The sequence below is a fragment of the Micromonospora sp. NPDC050686 genome (assembly GCF_040654475.1).
Taxonomy (GTDB): domain Bacteria; phylum Actinomycetota; class Actinomycetes; order Mycobacteriales; family Micromonosporaceae; genus Micromonospora.
The window spans coordinates 1-19,456 of the sequence record NZ_JBFAID010000010.1; the positions used below are offsets into that span (position 1 = coordinate 1).

Here is a 19,456-nt window from a genome sequence, read left to right on the forward strand (position 1 = left end):
AGGACTCAAGATCCAGGAGGGACGAGTGCTCACCCACCGGCGGCTACCACCGGACGAGTCTGCCTGAGGCCGACCCGCAACACTCATTAGGAGGGGCCCCCGCTTGACGCATTGTGCATAGGCGGGGGTCCCTGTTAACAACCGTTCCGGCGGATCTTCTGTCGGGTATCCGCAGTGGACCGTCAACTGGGCGACGCTGCACTGCCGAACGTCCGACCCGATCCGTACTCTTCGGGCCCATGACTCCGGATCATGAACGTTCGCGCAGCCCCGCCGGAGCGACCCGGTTGCCGGAGTTGTTGCGGGGGCACCGGCGCACGGCCGGCCTCACCCAGGCCGAGTTGGCGGCCCGCGCCGCGGTGGGCGTACGGACCGTTCGTGATCTCGAACGAGGCCGCTCGGCCCGCCCGCAGCGGACCACCGTCGAGCTGCTCGCCGACGCGCTCGGCCTGGCCGGCGCGGCCCGGACCGACTTCCTCGCGGCCGCCCGCCGGCCCGCGCCCGCCGAGCCGCCGTCCCCGCCGGCCGCACCCCCGCCGGTCGACCGGGGTACGGCTGTCGCCCTGCCCCCGCCCATCGAGCTGATCGGCCGGGAGCGGGAGGTCGCCGAACTCGGCGCGCTGCTGACCGACGGCCGGCCGGCGCCGGTGGTGAGTCTGGTGGGGCTGGCCGGCGTCGGCAAGACCGCACTGGCCCTGGCGGTGGCGCACGCGGTCGCCGGGCACCATCCGGGCGGCGTGGCCGGGGTGCTGATCAGTGCGGGTGCGGACGCGACCGTAGTGCTGTCCGTGTCCGCGGCGGTGTTCGACGCCTCGCGGGTGTCGGACCTCGGCGCCCGGGTGGCTGACCGTCCCGCGCTGCTGCTGCTGGACGCGGTCGAGCGGTCGCCGGAGGCGGTGGCCGAGGCGGTGCACCGGCTCGCCGCCGCCGCGCCGACGCTGCGGGTGCTGGTCACCGGGCGGCACCCGGTGGGCCTGCCGGGCGAGCTGGTCTGGCCGGTCTCGCCGCTGGAGGTGCCGCCGGCGGCGGTCGACCACGCCGGTGCCGAGGCACTCGCCCGCTTCCCGGCGGTCACCCTGTTCACCGCCCGGCTCGCCCAGGTGCGCCGGGAGCCACCCGGCGTGGCCGAGCTGCCGGCCCTGGCCGCGCTGGTCCGCCGGCTCGGCGGCCTCCCGCTGGCCATCGAGCTGATGGCGGCGCGGGGTCGGGTGCTCGACCTCCCCGAGTTGCTCGACCGGTACGGCGACCGGGTCCTGGACCTGGCCGCGCCGTCGGTTGCCGCGGTGGGCGCCGGCTGGGAGGAGGTGGACCCGGGACGGGCGGAGGCGGTCCGGGTCACCGGCGCGGTGACGTTGCGCGAGGCGGTCGCCGCGAGCTACCGGTTGCTCGACGACGAGGAGCGGACGGCGCTGCGCCGGCTCTCCGCGTTCTGGAACCGTTGGTCGGTGGAGCTGGCCGAGGAACTCCTGGCCGGTCCGGGGCCGGCCGGCGACCCGCACCCGGACCCGGTGGCGCTGCTGGACCGCCTGCTCGAACTGGGCCTGATCAGTGTGCGGGGCGCCGGCCCGTTCCGGTTCCGGCTGCTGGACGCGGTACGCGACTTCGCCGCCGAGCAGGCGGCCGGGGCCGGCGAGTCGGCCGCCGTTCGCCGCCGGCACGCGGAGGTGTTCAGCCGCCTGGTGGCGCGCACCGCGCCGGAACTGGCCGGGCCGGAGCTGACCGACGCGGTGCACCGGTTGGACGAGGTGACCGGTGATCTGGGGGCGGCGCTGGCGCACGCCGCGGTCGACGACCCGGTCACCGCGTTGCGGCTGGCCACCGGCCTGTCCCGCTGGTGGCTGTTGCGGGGGCGGGACGTCTCCGGGCGGCAGTGGCTGCGCCGGCTGCTGGCCGACCCGCGTACCGCCGGAGCGGACCCACTGCTGCGGGCGTGGGCGCAGCTCGAGGCGGCCCGGTTGGCGACCGCGCACGGCGCGGCGGCGGAGGAGCTGACCGCCGCCCGCCGGGCGCTCGCGGTGTTCCGCGAGGCGGGCGACGTCACCGGCGAGTTGGCGGCCCGGGCGGTGCTCGGCGTGCTGCTGCCGGCCACCGGTGGGCAGGACGAGGCACGGGAGCAGGGGGAGGCGACGCTGGCACTGGCCGTCCGGCACGGCCGTATCCGGGACCTGGCGGTGGCGCAGCACAACCTCGCCTGGCACGACATCCGGCTGGGCGACCTGGCCGGGGCCCGGCGCCGGCTGGCGGTGCTGGATCGGTTGGCCGCCCAACTGGCGGACCGGCGGTTGCGGGGGCTGGCCCGGGCCGACCTGGCCGAGGTGGCCCGCCTCGAGGGCCGGTACGCGGATGCGGTGGAGCAGGGGCGGCGGGCCGCCACCGCGCTGGTCGGGCTGGGGGATCCGGCCGATCGGCGCCGGGTGCTGGGGACGATCGGCCTGGCGCTGGTCCGGGCCGGTCGGCCGGCGGAGGCGTCGGACGTGGTCGCCGAGCTGCGTACGGCCGCGGCGGGCCCGGAGCCCCGACCGGAGGATGCGGTCTGCGCGCTCGTCGAGGGGCACCTGGCGCTCTCCCGGGGGGACCGGGAGCTGGCGGCGGAGTGGTTTGCCGCGGCAGCCGACGCGGCGGGCGGGCAGGACCGGCGGGACCTGGTGGAGGCGCTGGTCGGGCTGACGGTCAGCACGGCGGACCCGGACGTGCGGAAGCGGCTGGACGCGGTGTGCCGGGAGAGTGGGACCTGCCTGCTGCCGCAGGAGGAGGCGTTGCTGTCCGGCCCCGGTGGGCGGTGAGGGGGTGCGGAGGTGGCGCGAGCGATCAAGCCCCCTGTAGCCCCTCGCCCGTCGCTCGCGCCGTGCACCCCCCGGTGCGTCCCCCGCTGCCGGAACACTAGCCGTCATCTTGGGAGTGATAATCCGGTTTGGTGCGGTTGCGTCCGTCGCCGGTGAAGTTCTGCCGGTCTTTCTGCCGGTGCGCGGGTCAGCCCTGGGCGGCGGCCGTATCGTCGACCGGCGCCGGGTCGGTGCTGCCGGCGGTCGCGCCCGGGTGCACCGCGTCCCGCACCCGGCGCAGGCCGTCGAGCGTGGCCCGCAGCGCGTCCGGTTCGAGCTGGCCGGTGAACCACTCCTCGATGATCCGCAGGTGGCCGGGGAGGACGGCGTCGAGGCGGTCCAGCCCGGCGCGGGTGACCGCCGCGTACGAGCTGCGCCGGTCGGACGGGCAGGCGCGGCGGCAGAGCAGTCCGTCGCGTTCCATCCGGTCCACCACCCGGGTCACCCCGCTGGTGGAGAGGGAGGTCTGCGCGGCGAGATCGGTCATCCGCAGTTGGTTGCCCGGTGAGCGGGCGAGGCGCATGAGCACCTCGAACTCGACGGGCGAGAGGTCGTGCTCGTCGTACTGGGCGGCGAACCGGGCCGACAGCCCGGCGTACGCCTCGACGAGCAGGCCGACGGCGGTGATCCGGGGGTCGTCGAACACGTTCTGGTCCACGTCGCCATCCTACCAGTCCTTGACACACGGAATATTGTTGCCGCTATAGTTGCTCCGTCAGTCGTTGGGCATCTAAACAAACTTCCCTCTGGAGGACAGCACCATGACGAGCAGCACCGAAGCGGTTACCCGCGAGTGGGACGGGCTCACCATCCCGGCGGCCGGCAGCTACCTGCTGGACGCGGCGCACAAGCGCGTCGGGTTCGTCGCCCGACACATGATGGTCAGCAAGGTACGCGGTGAGTTCGCCGACGCCACCGCCACGATCACCATCGCGGAAGACCCGCTGCAGTCCTCGGTGACCGCCACCATCCAGGCCACCAGCATCAACACCGCCCAGGCCGACCGCGACGCGCACCTGCGCAGCCCGGAGTTCCTGGACGTCGAGCAGTTCCCGACGCTGGAGTTCCGCAGCACCGGCGTGAAGTCCCACGACGGCGACGAGTTCGTCCTCTCCGGTGAGCTGACCGTCAAGGGCGTCACCCGCCCGGTCGAGCTGGAGGTCGAGTTCGAGGGCGTCGGCCGCAGCCCGTTCGGCCAGGACATCTTCGGCTTCTCCGCCAGCACCGAGATCGACCGTGAGGACTTCGGCCTCACCTGGAACGTCGCCCTGGAGACCGGCGGCGTCCTGGTCGGCAAGAAGGTCAAGATCGAGATCGAGGGCGAGGCCGTCCGCCAGGCCTGAGCCCCCGACGGCGACGACGCTCGGGCCCGCACCGCCACCGGCGGTGCGGGCCCGCCGTCGTACCCGGGGACGAGTTCGGGCGGGCCACCCGGCGTGTGCGAATTGTCACCTGTGGTGTGCTGTGCCGACCCGCCGAGCTGGGTAGAGACCGAGGCCAGGAGCGGGTACCGGCCGGCCTGGTCGTCCGGGCCCGGCGACCGGCCTCTGGCCCGGGCGCCGTTCGCGCTCTTAACGTTGATGGTTCACAATGCGCAGCGGGACGGCACCGTCTCCGCAGCGCCGGGGCGCCGGGAGGACACATGGGCAGGGACGTCTCGCAGGGCGCCTTCTCCGGGGAGGACCGGGCCCGCTACCGGCAGAAGGTCCGGCGGTGCCTGGACGTCTTCGCGCTGATGCTGGACGACTTCGGGTTCGACGCCGACCGGCCGACGACCGGCCTGGAGATCGAACTCAACCTGATGGACCCGCGGGCCGAGCCGGCGATGCGCAACGACGAGATCCTGGTCGACATCGCCGACCCGCTCTTCCAGACCGAGCTGGGCCAGTTCAACCTCGAACTGAACGCGCTGCCCCGACTGATCGAGGGCGCCGGTTTCGCCGAGTACGAACAGGACCTGCGCAGCAGCCTCACCCGGGCGGACGAGCGGGCGGCGAAGTCCGACGCCCGGATCGTCCTGGTGGGCATCCTGCCCACCCTCACCGAGCGGCACCTGGTGGCGGACAATCTCTCCACCAACGAGCGCTACCGGGTGCTCAACGACCAGATCGTCGGCGCCCGGGGCGAGGACATCGAGCTGGACATCCGGGGCGTCGAGCGGTTGCAGACGGCAACCGACTCGATCGCCCCCGAGGCCGCCTGCACCAGCCTCCAGTTCCACCTCCAGGTGTCACCGGACAGCTTCGCCGACTACTGGAACGCCTCGCAGGCGATCGCCGGGGCCCAGGTGGCGGTCGGCGCCAACTCGCCCTTCCTGTACGGCCGGCAGCTCTGGGCGGAGACCCGGATCGCCCTGTTCCAGCAGGCCACCGACACCCGCCCGGACGAGCTGAAGACCCAGGGCGTACGCCCCCGGGTCTGGTTCGGCGAGCGGTGGATCACCTCGATCTTCGACCTGTTCGAGGAGAACGTCCGCTACTTCCCGCCCCTGCTGCCGATCTGCGAGGACGAGGACCCGGTCGAGGTGCTGCACGCCGGTGGGGTGCCGAAGCTGTCCGAGTTGCGGCTGCACAACGGGACCGTCTACCGCTGGAACCGCCCCGTCTACGACATCATGGACGGTCGTCCGCACCTGCGGGTCGAGAACCGGGTGCTGCCGGCCGGGCCCACCGTGGTCGACATGCTGGCCAACGCGGCCTTCTACTTCGGGCTGGCCCGGGGGCTGGCCGAGGCCGACCGGCCGATCTGGAGCCAGCTCACCTTCAGCGCGGCCGAGGAGAACTTCCACGCCGCCGCCCGGCGCGGCATGGACGCGGTCCTGCACTGGCCCCGGCTCGGTGAGGTGCCGGTGACCAAGCTGGTGCTGGACGTGCTGCTGCCCAAGGCGGCGACCGGGCTCGACCGGTTCGGGGTGAGCCCGGCCGAACGGGACCGCCTGCTCGGCATCATCGAGCAGCGCTGCCGTACCGGCCGCAACGGGGCGGTCTGGCAGACCGAGACGGTCTGGGCGGCCGAGCGGCACCGGGGAATGGACCGGGACGCCGCCCTGCGCCACATGGCGCAGCGGTACGCCGAACTCCAGCGCGGCAACGAACCGGTGCACACCTGGCCGGTCGACTAGGTCCTGGGCCGCGGCTCAGCGGCTGCGCCGCCCCGCCCGGTTCTTCGGCGTCGCCGGCTGACCGGTGGCGCCGGTCGCCGAACCGGCGTCGTCGGCGCCCCCGACAGCGGCACCGTCCGTGGCGTCCACCGGGTTCGGAGCGCCGGCCGGGACCGCAGCGCTCGCGGGGTCGGTCGGGCTCGCCGGCCCGCCGCGCGCGTCGGTGCCACCGAACCGGGGCGGGGTGGCCCGGGGTGAGCTGCCCCGGGTGGCGTCCTCGGTACGCGATTCGCCGCCCACGGTCCCGTCCGCGCCGGCCGGCTCCGCGGTGGCGACCGCCGTGCGGCCCCGCCGCCCGGCCGGCCGGCTGGGCGCGACGGCCGGGGAGCCCACCGGCCGGTCGGCGGCCGGCGAGGGCCGGTCCACCGGCGCGAGCGGGTCGACCGTACCGCCCGCCGGCGTCGCCGACCCGCCGCCGTCGGCCGGTTCCGCCGGTGCGCCGGCGCCCACCGGTTCGTCGCCGGTGCGTTGCCGGGGAATGACCGCGGAGCCGGCGGTGGCGGACCGGTGCTCCGCCCGCTGGGCGAGCGAGGCCACCAGGACCGAACCGGCCAGGCCGGCGATCACCGCGTACGGGGCGGTGAGGTGCGCCGACACCTGCTCCCGGCCGATCGTGGTCAACCTCGGCACGGCCAGGAAGTACGCCACCGCCACCAGCAGCGGGCCGGCCGCCCCGGACACCGCGGTCCCGACCCGCCGATCGGCTCGCCGGGCGCCGCCCCGGGCGGCCAGCATGCCGATCGCCAGTGCCGCGACCATCGCGAGCAGCGCCCCCGGCCAGTAGAAGTACTCCCGGATCCAGAAGTCGGCCCGGTCCGCGCTGAACTGCCAGATACCGAGTTGCGCGGTGGTCAGGCCGCGACCGGCGAGCACCCCGTCCACCACGGATGCCACCGCGAGCAGCCAGAGCCAGCCTGCCGTGGCGAGCACGTTCGTGGCGGCGGCGCGGGTGTGCAGCAGCCACGCCGCGGTCAGCAGGCCGACCAGCACGCCGAGTCCGGCATAGCCGGCGGCGATGGTCTGCGGGGAGGAGGAGTCGGCCACCGAGGCGTCCCGCGCCGGCACCGCCACCAGCAGCACGGTGATCAGCGAGCCCAGCGCGCCGGCCGTGGCCAGCGTCCAGTGCCGGAGTGTGCCGCCGGTCGCCCGGTCGGCACCGTCGTCGGTGGACAGTCGTTGGCCGCAGACCGCGCCGGCGATCACCGAGCTGGCCGCGATCCAGGTCGCCCAGATCAGGCTGGCGACCCAGGCCGCCTCCCGCGCGCCGGCGTCCTGCGGCGGCGACCAGTTGATGATGCCCAGGCCGTAGCCGAAGCCCAGTTGCGCCGCGCCCGCGCCGGCCGCCACCCCGATCGACGTGGCGACCGCTCCCGTCCAGCCCTGTCTGGCCATGCGGGGCAGCGTAGCGGCCCGGCACCGGCGCGGCGAGTCGTGGCGGTCGACTGTCACGCCCGGTGAGGAGGCCGGACCGGTCCCGCTACGTCGGCCGGGACGGGATCGCCTCGGGGCGTGCGGGCAGGTCGCCGCGCGCTGATCCCTGCCGATACGGATCGGGACGGCTACGTTGGATCAACGGGCGCCCGCCCCGGTGGGAAAGGACGTGCGATGAGCGACCGCCGTGACCAGCCATCCGCCGGGGACGCCGACGACAGCACCCGGCCGCTGCCCCGGCCGGGCGGCGAGCGGGCCTCCGCCGACGACACCCGGTTGCTGCCCGGCGGCGCGGAGGCCGGGGAACCGCTCGACCGGACCCGGGCGCTGCCGCCCGTCGAGGGGCGCTCGACCGGGCAGGCGCCGGCCGGGGCGGCGGCGTCTCCCGGGAGCACCGCGCCGCTGCCACCGGAACCGGCCGTCTGGTCCGGCCGGGCCGAGGTGCCGGTGACCCGGCCGGGGGATTACCGCGAGCCGGCCACCGAGTGGTACGCCCCGGAACCCGGCGGGCGGCGCTGGTGGACGCCGATCCTGGTGGGCATCCTCGCCCTGCTGCTGCTCGCCCTGATCGGGGCGGGGGTGTGGCTGCTGCTGCGGGGGCAGCAGGCCGGCCCGGAACGGTCCCCCGCCCCGCTGCCCACCGCCGCGCCGACGACCGCGGCCCCGACGGCGACCGCGCCGAGTACCCGGCCGGCGAGCACCCCGCCGAGCACCGCCACGTCCAGCGCCACCGACCGGATACTGGTGCCGCCCATGGTCGGGCTGCCGCAGGAGACCGCCGAGCGGCTGCTCGACCGGATCGGCCTGGAGCACCGGACGCGGACCCGGGAGTCGGACCGCCCGCCGGGCACGGTGCTCGAGACCGACCCGGAGGCGGGTGAGCGGGTGCCGGCCGACAGCGAGGTGACGCTGGTGGTGGCCGAGCCGCGGCCGCAGCCGGCGACCACCGCCCCCACCACCGGCGCACCGGCGTCACCGGAGGCCACCGCCACCCGGTGACCAGTCACCGGCCGGCAACCGGGCCACCGGTCACCAGGCCGCCACCGGGCCACCGGTCACCAGCCCCGGCGTCGGGTCCCCACCAGGCCCAGGCCGGCCAGCGAGATGGCCAGGCCGAGGACGCCGGACCAGAACAGGGAGCGGCGGGCCACGCCCGGATCGTCCGCCGTACCGCTCGGGTGTCCCCGCGCCTTGGTCAGCGTGCCGTCCGGCGGCCCGGCCGCCGGGACGTCGGGCGGCCGGGCCCCGTCCTCACCGGCGGCCTGCGCTTCCCACGGGCCGCCGACCCAGCCGGGGTCCGCCCCCGGCGACCCCTCCTCGCCGGGGACGGTGATCTCGGGCGCCGGTACCGGGGCGCTCAACCGGGTCGCCGACTCGGCGGGGTACCGCACCACCATCACGAGGGTGGCGACGGCGCCGACCAGAGCCAGCAGTCCGAATGCGTAGGCGATACGGGACCTGTGGTGCCGCCGCGCGGCGGGCAGGTTTGCCATGGCCATCCCAGGTTCAGGGTCCGGGACGCGCGCGGGGTGGTTGTTCGCCGGGGTGGCGTACCGATTCTATGGCGGCGGCACGCCCCCCGACCTGGTAACGGGCGGCTCAGCCCACCCGGACCGGGGTCCGGGAGACCGGCCGGCGCTGCCGTACGGTGTGCGGACGGTTCACCGGGGCGGACTGGAGCTGGCGCAGACCGGCCGCCTGGACGTAGATCGACCGTCGGTTGACCGCGTCCCCCGAAGCGTTCAACTCGTAGCCGTCGAGCCACACCCAGCCGTCGTAGGTCGGCCAGTCGTGCACCCGGATCACCCGGAACATGATCGGTTTGAGGAACTGGACACTGGCTGTTCGCGTCACGTGCAGTACGTCACCGGCGCGGGGAAGCACATGGGCTCCTGGGAAGGATCGGCCGGCGGTCGAGCCGGCAAGAGCTGGATCGGGGGAGGTCTCACTTCGGGCCCGGCGCCCGGGGTCGTGCCTCCAGCACCGGCTGGGTGGTTGGCGGTGGTCGGGCCGTACGCGCTGGTGGCGCGCCGCCACCCGACCATCACCCGGCTGCTCCCGGTGCCGCTCCCGCCGCCGCAGTCAACTGGCATGCAGCGGCGGGGTCTCTTCGCCCGGAGCAGGTCTGCTCGGTGGTGCCGTGTCTCGGGGCCGCACCGGCGCCGTCCCGTGGGGGCGGGGCGGCACTCCTCCGGCTGCCGACCGGAACGGTGAGTGACCTGAGGCATACGGACAGATTGCATCAGCGCCGTGCGACATGCAAGTTGCACGTCGACTTTTGCCGATACGTGAGCCGAGCACGCGAAACGATGCTTGAAGACGTGGACCTTGGGACGGCACACTGGATGCCGGTTTCGCCCGTCGCGGCCGGTCGATGACCGGCACCACCCCTGCCGCGAACGATCGCCCGCCGCTCGACGGTCGCGCCTTGGCGGGCGTGACCGTCCGCGCGACCGACCGGAGGTGCCCGGTGAGCGGGAGGAACCAGCGGCCCGGATCGACGGCCCGTGGGGTGGCCCGGTGAGCGAGCGGCGAAGTCCCACCATCCGTCGCCGCCGGCTCGGCGCCGAACTACGCCGGCAGCGGGAATCGGCCGGCATCACCATAGAGGTGGTCGCCGAGCAGTTGGAGTGCTCCGCCTCGAAGATCTCCCGGATCGAGACCGGCCACACCACGGCCACGCCCCGGGACGTACGGGACATGCTCCGGATCTACGGGGTGGTCGGCGCCGAGAGTGACGAGCTGGTGCAGATCGCCCGGGAGGCACGGCAGAAGGGCTGGTGGCACCCGTACAGCACGGTGCTGGTCGGGGCGTACGTCGGGCTGGAGGCGGCGGCCAGCTCGGTCCGGGCGTACGAACACCAGGTGGTGCCGGGCCTGCTGCAGACCGAGGCGTACGCGGGCGCGATGATCCGGGCCGCCCGGCCGGACTTCAGCACGGATCAAGTCGCACAACGTGTGCGGGTCCGCCTCGGTCGACAGTCGTTGTTAACGCAGGACGATCCGGTCGATCTGTGGGTGGTGCTCGATGAGGCGGTGCTGAGCCGGCCGGTGGGCGGCGACGCGGTGATGCGTGGTCAGCTCCAACGCCTGGTGGAAGCGGCCGAACTGCCGAACGTGACGCTCCAGATCCTGCCTTTCGAGGCGGGGGCGCACGCCGGCATGGACGGCACGTTCACCATTCTCAGCTTCCCCGAGCCGGGTGATCCCGATGTCGTGTACGCGGAGAACGCCACGGGCGGGCTCTTCCTCGAGAAGAGTGACGAACTACAGAAGTACAACTTCATCTTCGATCACATTCGAGCGGCAGCGATTCGCCCGGAGGAATCTGTCACACACATCGCGAAACTGGTGAAGGAGCCGTTGTGGAAATGGCGACCATGGGGCTCTCCGTGACTTTGGCGGAGGCGAGCTGGTTCAAGAGTTCGAAGAGCGGGCCGAACTGCGACAACTGCGTGGAGGTCGCGTACGTGCCCGGGGTGGTCGGGGTCCGGGACTCCAAGGACCGGCGCGGCCCTGCCCTGGTCTTCGCGCCGGGCGACTGGCATGCCTTCGTCGCCGGGGCGCGGAGCGGCGGGTTCGCCCGGGACTGACCGGGCGATCGGGTGTCGGGGGCGCGCCCCGGGGCCGGCGGCGTGGCCGGCCCCCGGGGCGTGCCTCTGTCTCGTCGGCCGGTGGCCGGGTGGTCGGTCCGGCCGGCCGTCGCCACTTCCGCCCCGTCTCGTTGTACCCCTCGGTACGGTGCCGGTCGATCCGACGCCGCGATCCACAACCGAGCGAGGCAGGCGAGACGCATGACGACGATCGGATCGGACAATCTCACCGGCGGGCCGGGCAAGCCGGAACGGTTCGGTGGCAAGTACCGCGGCGCCCGTCGGGACACCGTGCTCACCGAGGTGGTCTCCACCGAGACGGAGACCGGCGGCCGGGAGGCCGCCACCACGGATCAGGGGGCACCGCTCTCCCTGCCGTCGCTGGACCCGAACCCGCTCACCGAGCCGTCCTTCCCGCCGGGTGGCTGGCCGTTGGAGTCGCCGGACGCGCTCGCCGACCATCCGTTGCTGCGCGGGTTGCTGCTGGAGCTGCCGCCCCGGGGGAGCGTGCCGCCGCCCGGCTGGCTGGACCGCTGGTTCGAGGCGACCCGGGCGATCCTGGAGCTGCTATACGTGCAGGGGGCTGGCCGCCCGCGCTGAGGTCGACTCCGCCGGCGCCACCCGCTCGGCGAGCCGGCTGTGCCGCAGCGCGTGCCGCACTCCGATGGCGAGCGCGCCGAGCACGCCGACGGTGACCGCCGCGCCGGTCACGCCGGACCCGGTGAACAGGTCGAGGCCGCTGGCCGAGAGCACGGCCGGCACCGTGGCCAGGGCGGTGAGCTGCACCGGCAGCACGATCAGCGGATGCGCCGCGGCGGCCCGCAGGCCGTGCGGGGCGGGGGTGCCGGGTGCGCCGGCGAGGGCGCCGGCGCCGGCCCGCAGCCGGCGTACCCGGCGGACGGTGCAGACCGCGACCGCCAGCGCCGGCAGCACCGCCAGCGCCAGCCCGGGGGTGGCCCGGTCGTACGGTGTCCCGCCCGGGCTCTGCAGGCCGGCGGCGAGGACCGCCGCGGTCAGCCCGAGGCCGATCAGCGTCAGGCCGAGTAACCAACCGGTACGCTGGCGCAGGACCCGGGCCAGGTCCGGGGTCGGCAGGCGCTCCGCCACCACCCCGGCGGCCACCCAGGCGCCGGCGATCGGCAGCAGTACGGCGAGATGCTCAGGCATGAGTTCAGCCTTGCCCATCTCGATGTTCACCGAATCCGGCAGGAACCCCGGTTCTTCCCCGCCGGCCCCGTAGGGGGCCATAACGCCGGGGTGATGGAAGTTTCGGCATGTGTAACAGGGGCGACCGCTGATCTAGCCTCACCTCGATTGGTCAGCGTCGATCCATCGCTCTCCGCGGTGAAGGACGGCGCACCGGTCGGAGGGAGGTAGGGAGATGGGACTCCCACGCAGGTCCGTTCTCGTCGGAATAGCCACGTTGTCGATGATCGCGGTGGGCACGCCCGCGATGGCCGGCGAACCGGTCGGCACCATCCGGGCCGCCGGCGGCCCGAACGCGGTGGCGGACAGCTACATCGTGGTCCTCAGGGACGCCACCCTCGCGCCCGCAAAGGTGGCCGACACCGCCCGCCAGGTGACCGGCCGGCACGGCGGCGCCGTGGCCCGCACCTGGGGTGCCGCGCTGCGCGGCTTCGAGGTCCGGGTCGACGCCCGGGCCGCCGCCCGGATCGCCGCCGACCCGGCCGTGGCGTACGTCGAGCAGAACCACACCGTCTCGATCGCCGCCACCCAGACCAACCCGCCGTCCTGGGGGCTGGACCGGATCGACCAGCGCAACCTGCCGCTGAACAACTCCTACACCTACCCGAACACCGCCTCCAACGTGCGGGCGTACATCATCGACACCGGGATCCGGACCACGCACGGTGACTTCGGCGGCCGGGCGACCTGGGGCACCAACACCGCCGACAGCAACAACACCGACTGCAACGGCCACGGCACCCACGTCGCCGGCACCGTCGGCGGCTCGGCGTACGGCGTGGCCAAGGGTGTCCGGCTGGTCGCGGTGAAGGTGCTGAACTGCCAGGGCAGCGGCACCAACGCCGGGGTCATCTCCGGCGTCGACTGGGTGACCGCCAACGCGGTGAAGCCGGCCGTGGCGAACATGAGCCTCGGCGGCGGCGCGAACAGCACCCTGGACACCGCGGTCCGCAACTCGATCAACTCCGGCGTCACCTACGGCCTGGCCGCCGGCAACGACTCGGGCGCCAACGCCTGCAACACCTCGCCGGCCCGTACCGCCGAGGCGATCACCGTCGGCTCGACGACCAACACCGACGCCCGGTCGTCCTTCTCCAACATCGGCACCTGCCTGGACATCTTCGCGCCCGGCTCGTCGATCACCTCGGCCTGGAACAGCAGCGACACCGCCACCAACACGATCAGCGGCACGTCCATGGCCACCCCGCACGTGGTGGGGGCGGCGGCCCTGGTCGCCTCCGCCAACCCCTCCTGGACCCCGCAGCAGGTGCGGGACTACCTGGTGAACAATGCCACCAGCAACGTGGTCACCAACCCGGGGACCGGTTCGCCGAACAAGCTGCTCTACGTGGTCAACGACGGCACCCCGCCGCCGACCAACGACTTCTCGGTCTCGGTGTCGCCGACCGCCGGCTCCACGGTGGCGGGTGGCTCGGTGACCGCCACGGTCGCCACCGCCACCACCAACGGGTCGGCCCAGTCGGTCAGCCTCGCCGCCAGCGGCCTGCCGAGCGGCGCGAGCGCCTCGTTCAACCCGGCCACGGTCACCTCCGGCGGCTCGTCTACGATGACCGTCACCACCTCCACCAGCACGCCGGCCGGCACGTACACCGTGACGGTCACCGGCACGGCGGCGTCCGGCTCGCGGACGGCGACGTACACGCTGACCGTCACCAGCTCCGGCGGCGGCTGCACCGGGGCCGGCCAGAAGCTGGCCAACCCGGGCTTCGAGTCCGGCAACACCGGGTGGAGCGCCAGTTCCGGCGTGATCGGGCAGTGGGCTTCGTCCGGCCAGCCGACCCGCTCGGGCAGCTGGAACGCCTGGCTGAACGGCTACGGCACCTCCAGCACGAACACCCTGTCCCAGTCGGTGTCGCTGCCGGCCGGCTGCACCTCGTACGGCCTGTCCTTCTGGCTGCACATCGACACCGCCGAGACGACCACCACCACCGCGTACGACACCCTGCGGGTGCAGGTGCTCAACAGCGGCGGCACGGTGCTGGCCACCCTGGCGACCTACTCGAACCTGAACAAGAACACCGGCTACGCGCAGCGCAGCTTCGACCTGGGCGGCTACGCGGGCCAGACCGTGCAGATCCGGTTCACCGGCGTGGAGGACCTGTACCTGCAGACGTCGTTCGTCATCGACGACACGGCGTTGAACATCTCCTGAGCCAACCTTCCCACCGGCGTCCGGCGGTCACCTCCTGGTGGCCGCCGGACGTCGTCCCGGGGTCAGACCGCGAAGCTGGGCGGTCGCTCGGTCGCCGGCGGCGCCGGGGCCGCCTTCCACAGGCCGATCTTCTGAGCCATCAGCCGGCCCAGGTAGGCGGGGTTGAGGATGATGTACCGCCGCCAGAGCCGCTTCGGCTCCAGGCCGAGCCGCCACAGCCACTCCAGCCCGGCCCGCTGCATCCACGGCGGCGGGTTGCGGAGCAGGCCGGCGTGGTAGTCGAAGGCGGCGCCGACCGCCATCAGCGGCATGTCCAGCAGCGGCCGCATGGCGTACGCGAAGACCTCCTGGCGCGGGCAGCCCAGCCCGACCAGGACGAGCCGGGCCCCGCTGGTCCGGATCCGCTCGGCGATCTCGGCATCCTCGCCCGGCCGCACGCCGCGGAACTTCGACGGCTCGACCCCGGCGATCTTCAGCGCCGGGAACATCTGCTCCAGCGCCGGGATCAGCCGGGCCAGGGTCTCCTCGGTCGAGCCGTACAGGTAGACCGGCAGGCCCTCCTCGGCGAAGCGGCGCAGCACGTGCAGGGTGAGGGTCGGGCCGTAGACCCGGTCGGTCAGGCCGGCGTGGTGCAGCAGGTTGAGCGCCCAACGGACCGGCTGGCCGTCCGGGGTGACCACGTCGAAGGAGTTGAGCCGGGCGTTGTGGGCCGGGTCGAGCACCCCGGTCATCACGCCGTGCACCGCCAGCGCGGTCAGCGCCAGCGGTCGGCGGTCCCGGGCCGCGGCCACCACCTGCTCGGTCGCCGTCGCGTAGTCGGTGGCGTCGACCAGGACGCCGAGGACGTTCCGCTTGCCGCCGCCGGTCATGCCCCGGGCACCCACTTGTCGACGTTGGCCTCGTAGATCTCCCGCAGGATCATCGGCACGTCGTAGGTGATCTTCCAGTCCGGATAGTGCTCCTCGAACCGGGCCATGCTGCTCACGTACCACTGGTGATCGCCGGTCCGGTTCCGCTCGACATAGTTGACCTTCGCCTCCCGGCCGGTGATCTCCTCGGCGATCCGGAACGCCTCGATGTGCGAGGTGTTGGAGTGCCGGCCACCACCCAGGTTGTAGACCTCCGCCGAGCGCGGCGCCCGGAAGAACGCCTCGAAGGCGGTCAGCACGTCGTGCGAGTGGATCGCGTCGCGGACCATCTTGCCCTTGTAGCCGAAGAGGTTGTACGTGCGGCCCTCCATCACGCAGCGCATCAGATACGCCAGGAAGCCGTGCAGCTCGGCCGCCGAGTGCGCCGGGCCGGTCAGCGTGCCACCCCGGAAGCAGGCCGTCCGCATGTCGAAGTACCGGCCGTACTCCTGCACCATCACGTCGGCGGCCACCTTCGAAGCGCCGAAGACCGAGTGCAGCGAGGCGTCGATCGACATCTCCTCGGTGATGCCCGCGTGGAACGGATGACCGGCGGGCAGTTCGTAGCGGGTCTCCAGCTCCACCAGGGGGAGGCTGTTCGGCCGGTCGCCGTAGACCTTGTTGGTCGAGCAGTGGATGAAGGGCGCCTCGGGCGCGTGCCGCCGGGTGTTCTCCAGCAGATTCAGCGTGCCGCCCGCGTTCACGTCGAAGTCGGTGAACGGTTCCTTGGCCGCCCAGTCGTGACTGGGCTGGGCCGCGCTGTGGATCACCACGGCGATGTCCGAGCCGTACTTCTTGAAGACCTGCTCCAGGCCGTCCCGATCCCGGATGTCCACCGCGAAATGGGTGTACGCGTCGCCGAGGTCGGCGGAGAGCCGGTCCAGGCTCCACGCGGTCGAGCCGTCCGCGCCGAAGAAGTACCGGCGCATGTCGTTGTCGATGCCGACCACGTCGAGACCGAGCCCGGCGAAGTGCCGGACCGCCTCGGAGCCGATGAGACCGCCGGATCCGGTCACCAACGCGACAGTCACACGCCACTCCTGCGGATGTCGGAGGCAGGGAACCATCGGAGCATAGCGTGAGATCCGATACGCCCCGATATGCCGCAAGGGCCCCGCAACCGCTGCGGAGCCCTTGTCTCTGGTGGGGAAGGGGGGAGTTGAACCCCCACGCCCTTTCGGGCACACGGACCTGAACCGTGCGCGTCTGCCATTCCGCCACTTCCCCGTGGCCTGACCTGGATCAACTGTACCGGCTTCGGTCCCGCCGTCTCTGGCGGGGGCCCGGACATATTACGCTGTCCCAGGTCGCGCCACGACCGGTCACCGTTCGTGGCGGTCGAAAGAGTAGCACGAGGATGAGGGCGCCACCGAACAGGCCGGCGCCGGGCGGCCGAGCGGCGTGTGAGCTGCGCGCGCGCCGGCCGGATAGCATCATGTCCTCGGGACCCGAGGAGGAGCCGGTGAGCGTGCTGCAACGCTTCGAGAAGCGTCTGGAAGGCCTGGTTGAGGGGGCCTTCGCCAAGGTCTTCAAAGGGGTGGTGCACCCCGTGGAGATCCTCAACGCCATGCAGCGGGAGGCCGAGGCGCACAAGGCCATCCTGGCTGGTGGGCGCACGTTGGTGCCGAACCGCTACGTGATCGATCTCTCGCCGTACGACCACAGTCGGCTGGCGCCGTACGCCGCCGCGCTGGCCCAGGAGCTGGCCCAGTCGCAGGCGGAGTTCATCGGTGAGCAGGCCTGGACGGTCTACGGCGACGTGATCGTCGAGATCGAGCGCGGCGAAGGGCTGGACACCGGCATGTTCCGGGTCACCGCCGAGGTCTACACCGGCGGGGAAGTCGCCCCGGTCTCCGCGCCGGGCTACGACGCCGGCCCGCCGGCGTACCCCACCTACGACCAGGGGGGCGGCTACGGCCCGCCGCCCGGCCACGGTGGCGCGCGCAACGTCCGGCTGGTCTCCGGCGACGGCCGGACCTACCCACTGCAGATGGGCTCGACCGTCATCGGTCGCGGTGACCAGGCCAACCTGCGCCTGCCCGACGTGGGCATCTCGCGCCGACACGCCCGGCTGGATTTCGACGGCGGCCAGGTCGTGCTGACCGACCTGGGGTCCACCAACGGCACGATGGTCAACGGCCAGCGGGTCTCGGCCGTCGCGCTCAACCCCGGCGACATGATCCAGCTCGGTACGACGACGCTGACCTTCCGCGTGGACGGCTGAGCCGTCTTGCCGGAACTCGTCATCACCGTCGCCCGGTTCGGGTTCCTCATCCTGCTGTGGATCTTCGTGTTCACGGTGGTCGGCGTCATCCGCCGGGACCTCTTCGCGGGTGCCCGGTCGAGCCGGCTCGTGGCCGCGCCACGCGCCGTGGGCGCCCCGACCGGCCCGGCGGCCAAGCCGGCCAAGGTGAAGCGGGGCAGGGCCGCCCATCAGCTGGTGGTCACCGCCGGTCAGCTGGCCGGCACCCGGATCACGTTGGGCGAGGCGCAGATCACCATCGGTCGCGCGGAGGACTCCACCCTGGTCATCACCGACGACTACGCCTCCGCGCGGCATGCCCGGCTGGTGCCCCGGGACGGGCAGTGGTTCGTCGAGGACCTCGGCTCGACTAACGGCACGTATCTGGATCGCGCTAAGGTCACCGGACCGACCCCCGTCCCCCTCGGCGTGCCGATCCGGATCGGCCGCACTTCCCTCGAATTACGGCCATGACTCTGACCCTGCGCTATGCGGCCCACAGCGACCGCGGTCTGATCCGAGACGGTAACCAGGATTCCGTCTACGCCGGACCGCGGCTTCTCGCCGTCGCCGACGGCATGGGCGGCATGGCCGCCGGTGACGTCGCCAGCAACATCGTCATCGGTGCCATGGCACCGCTCGACGAGGACGTCCCCGGTGACGCCCTCGTCGACGCGCTGCGTTCGGCCGTGGGCACCGCCAACCAACAACTCCGCGACACCGTGGACGCCAACCCGCAGCTGGAGGGGATGGGCACCACGCTGACCGCGACGCTCTTCTCCGGCACCAAGCTGGGCATGGTCCACATCGGCGACTCGCGCGCCTACCTGCTCCGCAACGGCGAGTTCGCGCAGATCACCAAGGACGACACCTACGTCCAGATGCTGGTCGACGAGGGCCGGATCAGCGCCGAGGAGGCGAGCAGCCACCCGCAGCGGTCGCTGCTCACCCGAGCGCTGGACGGCCGCGACATCGACCCGGAGTACAGCGTCCGCCAGGTGCTGCCCGGCGACCGTTACCTGATCTGCAGCGACGGCCTCTCCGGCGTGGTCAGCGCGGACACCATCGGCGAGACGATGCGCGAATACCCGGACCCGCAGCAGTGTGTGGAACGGCTGGTCCAGCTGGCCCTGCGCGGCGGTGGACCGGACAACATCACCGTGATCATCGCGGACGCCACCGACCACGACATCGTCGAGGCGAGTCCCATCGTCGGCGGCGCCGCCGCACGCGACCGCGGCATGGCCACCTCGGCCGACGTCTCGACCCCGGCGGCCCGCGCCTCGGCGTTGCAGGCACCTCGGCCAGCGGCGCCGGAGGAGGAGCCCGCCGGCGGGCGGGACGAGGAACCGGAGCGGCCCCGCCGCCGTCCGGTGCGTACCGCCGCGATGCTGGCCGCCCTGCTGGTGATCCTCGGCGGCGGGCTCTTCGCCGGCTGGAGCTACACCCAGCGGCAGTACTACGTCGGCGCGACGGAGGACGGCTACCTCGCGGTCTTCCGCGGGGTGCCCGGCCAGATCGCCGGGCTCGACCTGTCCAACGTCGACTCGGTCAGCCCGGCCCGGCTGGACGACCTCACCCTGGCCGCGCAGGAGCAGGTCAAGCAGGGTATCCAGGCCAGGAGTGAGGCGGATGCGCTGCGCCGGCTGGCGGACCTGACCGTCGACGACCCGGCGAACCCGAACCTGAAGCCGATCTGCCCGCCCAGCCCGACGGCCACGGCGGTCACCGCTCCCCCGGCGCCGACGGTGTCGCCGGTGGCGCCGGCCCCACCGGCGAGCCCGGTGGCGCCGACCCGCACCGTCAGCGCGCCGGCGGTCACGCCCACGCCGGCACCCACCACGCCCGACGCTCCGCCGTCCGACGCCGTGCCGCCGGTCAACGACCCGGCCGGCTGCCGGTCGCCCGAGTGAGCGTCGGC

At 73.2% G+C, this 19,456-nt stretch carries 18 protein-coding genes and 1 tRNA gene; 11 read left to right on the forward strand and 8 right to left on the reverse strand.

Going from position 1 to position 19,456, the window contains the following annotated elements:
* Positions 1-239: 239 nt before the first annotated feature.
* Positions 240-2,783 (forward strand): helix-turn-helix domain-containing protein, encoded by a 2,544-nt coding sequence (locus tag AB0H57_RS10205; RefSeq protein WP_357504707.1) that lies wholly within the window; start codon positions 240-242, stop codon positions 2,781-2,783.
* A gap of 187 nt (positions 2,784-2,970) precedes the next feature.
* On the opposite strand, the gene AB0H57_RS10210 is transcribed toward AB0H57_RS10205, so the two are convergent.
* On the reverse strand, positions 2,971-3,480 hold the full coding sequence (locus AB0H57_RS10210; RefSeq protein ID WP_357504709.1) for a MarR family transcriptional regulator: 510 nt from the start codon (positions 3,478-3,480) through the stop codon (positions 2,971-2,973).
* Positions 3,481-3,583: 103 nt separating this feature from the next.
* On the opposite strand from AB0H57_RS10210, the gene AB0H57_RS10215 reads away from it, so the two are divergent.
* Positions 3,584-4,165 carry a YceI family protein gene (locus AB0H57_RS10215; protein ID WP_357504711.1) on the forward strand — a complete coding sequence of 194 codons (582 nt, stop codon included), beginning with the start codon at positions 3,584-3,586 and terminating at the stop codon, positions 4,163-4,165.
* Positions 4,166-4,464: 299 nt separating this feature from the next.
* Positions 4,465-5,943, forward strand: coding sequence for a glutamate--cysteine ligase (locus tag AB0H57_RS10220; protein WP_357504713.1), 1,479 nt, complete (start codon positions 4,465-4,467; stop codon positions 5,941-5,943).
* Positions 5,944-5,958: 15 nt separating this feature from the next.
* Here AB0H57_RS10220 and AB0H57_RS10225 read toward each other — a convergent pair whose 3' ends face one another.
* Positions 5,959-7,374: a hypothetical protein gene (locus AB0H57_RS10225; protein ID WP_357504715.1), complete on the reverse strand. Its 1,416-nt coding sequence runs from the start codon at positions 7,372-7,374 to the stop codon at positions 5,959-5,961.
* 213 nt (positions 7,375-7,587) lie between these two features.
* On the opposite strand from AB0H57_RS10225, the gene AB0H57_RS10230 reads away from it, so the two are divergent.
* Positions 7,588-8,412, forward strand: a complete 825-nt coding sequence (locus AB0H57_RS10230; protein WP_357504717.1) for a PASTA domain-containing protein — start codon at positions 7,588-7,590, stop codon at positions 8,410-8,412.
* Positions 8,413-8,468: 56 nt separating this feature from the next.
* Here the strand turns inward: AB0H57_RS10230 and AB0H57_RS10235 are convergent, their stop codons facing one another.
* Together AB0H57_RS10235 and AB0H57_RS10240 are read right to left on the reverse strand one after the other, a co-directional pair.
* The gene (locus tag AB0H57_RS10235; RefSeq protein WP_357504719.1) at positions 8,469-8,912 is read right to left on the reverse strand and encodes a hypothetical protein; all 444 of its coding nucleotides are present in this window, start codon (positions 8,910-8,912) and stop codon (positions 8,469-8,471) included.
* A gap of 100 nt (positions 8,913-9,012) precedes the next feature.
* The gene (locus AB0H57_RS10240; protein ID WP_357504721.1) at positions 9,013-9,297 is read right to left on the reverse strand and encodes a hypothetical protein; all 285 of its coding nucleotides are present in this window, start codon (positions 9,295-9,297) and stop codon (positions 9,013-9,015) included.
* 636 nt (positions 9,298-9,933) lie between these two features.
* On the opposite strand from AB0H57_RS10240, the gene AB0H57_RS10245 reads away from it, so the two are divergent.
* From AB0H57_RS10245 to AB0H57_RS10255, 3 genes are all read left to right on the forward strand, one after another.
* Entirely contained in the window at positions 9,934-10,809 is an 876-nt protein-coding gene (locus tag AB0H57_RS10245) for a helix-turn-helix transcriptional regulator (RefSeq protein WP_357504723.1), read from the forward strand.
* Complete coding sequence (locus AB0H57_RS10250) at positions 10,785-11,006, forward strand: DUF397 domain-containing protein (RefSeq protein ID WP_357504725.1); 222 nt, start codon at positions 10,785-10,787, stop codon at positions 11,004-11,006. Before AB0H57_RS10245 ends, AB0H57_RS10250 begins: the two co-directional genes overlap by 25 nt.
* Before the next feature lie 201 nt (positions 11,007-11,207).
* Entirely contained in the window at positions 11,208-11,606 is a 399-nt protein-coding gene (locus AB0H57_RS10255; protein WP_357504728.1) for a hypothetical protein, read from the forward strand.
* Here AB0H57_RS10255 and AB0H57_RS10260 read toward each other — a convergent pair.
* Positions 11,574-12,173, reverse strand: a complete 600-nt coding sequence (locus tag AB0H57_RS10260; protein ID WP_357504730.1) for a hypothetical protein — start codon at positions 12,171-12,173, stop codon at positions 11,574-11,576. The two genes, AB0H57_RS10255 and AB0H57_RS10260, sit on opposite strands and share 33 nt — an antisense overlap.
* A 214-nt stretch (positions 12,174-12,387) precedes the next feature.
* Between AB0H57_RS10260 and AB0H57_RS10265 the strand changes: the two genes are divergently transcribed.
* Positions 12,388-14,385 carry a S8 family peptidase gene (locus tag AB0H57_RS10265; RefSeq protein ID WP_357504732.1) on the forward strand — a complete coding sequence of 666 codons (1,998 nt, stop codon included), beginning with the start codon at positions 12,388-12,390 and terminating at the stop codon, positions 14,383-14,385.
* Positions 14,386-14,447: 62 nt separating this feature from the next.
* On the opposite strand, the gene AB0H57_RS10270 is transcribed toward AB0H57_RS10265, so the two are convergent.
* From AB0H57_RS10270 to AB0H57_RS10280, 3 genes are all read right to left on the reverse strand, one after another.
* Positions 14,448-15,254 (reverse strand): WecB/TagA/CpsF family glycosyltransferase, encoded by an 807-nt coding sequence (locus AB0H57_RS10270; protein ID WP_357504930.1) that lies wholly within the window; start codon positions 15,252-15,254, stop codon positions 14,448-14,450.
* Complete coding sequence (locus tag AB0H57_RS10275; RefSeq protein ID WP_357504734.1) at positions 15,251-16,324, reverse strand: NAD-dependent epimerase/dehydratase family protein; 1,074 nt, start codon at positions 16,322-16,324, stop codon at positions 15,251-15,253. The genes AB0H57_RS10270 and AB0H57_RS10275 overlap by 4 nt, the downstream gene beginning before the upstream one ends.
* Before the next feature lie 110 nt (positions 16,325-16,434).
* A tRNA-Leu gene (locus AB0H57_RS10280) sits at positions 16,435-16,520 on the reverse strand.
* 208 nt (positions 16,521-16,728) lie between these two features.
* On the opposite strand from AB0H57_RS10280, the gene AB0H57_RS10285 reads away from it, so the two are divergent.
* The 3 genes from AB0H57_RS10285 to AB0H57_RS10295 are packed head-to-tail and all read left to right on the forward strand — an operon-like array spanning position 16,729 to position 19,448.
* Positions 16,729-17,517 carry a DUF3662 and FHA domain-containing protein gene (locus tag AB0H57_RS10285; protein ID WP_222957806.1) on the forward strand — a complete coding sequence of 263 codons (789 nt, stop codon included), beginning with the start codon at positions 16,729-16,731 and terminating at the stop codon, positions 17,515-17,517.
* A 6-nt stretch (positions 17,518-17,523) separates the two neighbouring features.
* Complete coding sequence (locus AB0H57_RS10290) at positions 17,524-18,009, forward strand: FHA domain-containing protein (RefSeq protein ID WP_357504737.1); 486 nt, start codon at positions 17,524-17,526, stop codon at positions 18,007-18,009.
* Positions 18,006-19,448: a PP2C family serine/threonine-protein phosphatase gene (locus AB0H57_RS10295; RefSeq protein WP_357504739.1), complete on the forward strand. Its 1,443-nt coding sequence runs from the start codon at positions 18,006-18,008 to the stop codon at positions 19,446-19,448. The genes AB0H57_RS10290 and AB0H57_RS10295 overlap by 4 nt, the downstream gene beginning before the upstream one ends.
* Positions 19,449-19,456 lie beyond the last annotated feature (8 nt).

Bases quoted from the DNA above. Each gene is read 5' to 3' on its own strand.
- AB0H57_RS10230 (WP_357504717.1), top strand. From the start codon at position 7,588: ATGAGCGACCGCCGTGACCAGCCATCCGCCGGGGACGCCGACGACAGC.
- AB0H57_RS10215 (WP_357504711.1), top strand. From the start codon at position 3,584: ATGACGAGCAGCACCGAAGCGGTTACCCGCGAGTGGGACGGGCTCACC.
- AB0H57_RS10260 (WP_357504730.1), bottom strand. From the start codon at position 12,173: ATGCCTGAGCATCTCGCCGTACTGCTGCCGATCGCCGGCGCCTGGGTG.
- AB0H57_RS10225 (WP_357504715.1), bottom strand. From the start codon at position 7,374: ATGGCCAGACAGGGCTGGACGGGAGCGGTCGCCACGTCGATCGGGGTG.
- AB0H57_RS10265 (WP_357504732.1), top strand. From the start codon at position 12,388: ATGGGACTCCCACGCAGGTCCGTTCTCGTCGGAATAGCCACGTTGTCG.
- AB0H57_RS10285 (WP_222957806.1), top strand. From the start codon at position 16,729: ATGTCCTCGGGACCCGAGGAGGAGCCGGTGAGCGTGCTGCAACGCTTC.
- AB0H57_RS10255 (WP_357504728.1), top strand. From the start codon at position 11,208: ATGACGACGATCGGATCGGACAATCTCACCGGCGGGCCGGGCAAGCCG.
- AB0H57_RS10235 (WP_357504719.1), bottom strand. From the start codon at position 8,912: ATGGCCATGGCAAACCTGCCCGCCGCGCGGCGGCACCACAGGTCCCGT.
- AB0H57_RS10250 (WP_357504725.1), top strand. From the start codon at position 10,785: ATGGCGACCATGGGGCTCTCCGTGACTTTGGCGGAGGCGAGCTGGTTC.
- AB0H57_RS10295 (WP_357504739.1), top strand. From the start codon at position 18,006: ATGACTCTGACCCTGCGCTATGCGGCCCACAGCGACCGCGGTCTGATC.
- AB0H57_RS10220 (WP_357504713.1), top strand. From the start codon at position 4,465: ATGGGCAGGGACGTCTCGCAGGGCGCCTTCTCCGGGGAGGACCGGGCC.
- AB0H57_RS10205 (WP_357504707.1), top strand. From the start codon at position 240: ATGACTCCGGATCATGAACGTTCGCGCAGCCCCGCCGGAGCGACCCGG.
- AB0H57_RS10270 (WP_357504930.1), bottom strand. From the start codon at position 15,254: ATGACCGGCGGCGGCAAGCGGAACGTCCTCGGCGTCCTGGTCGACGCC.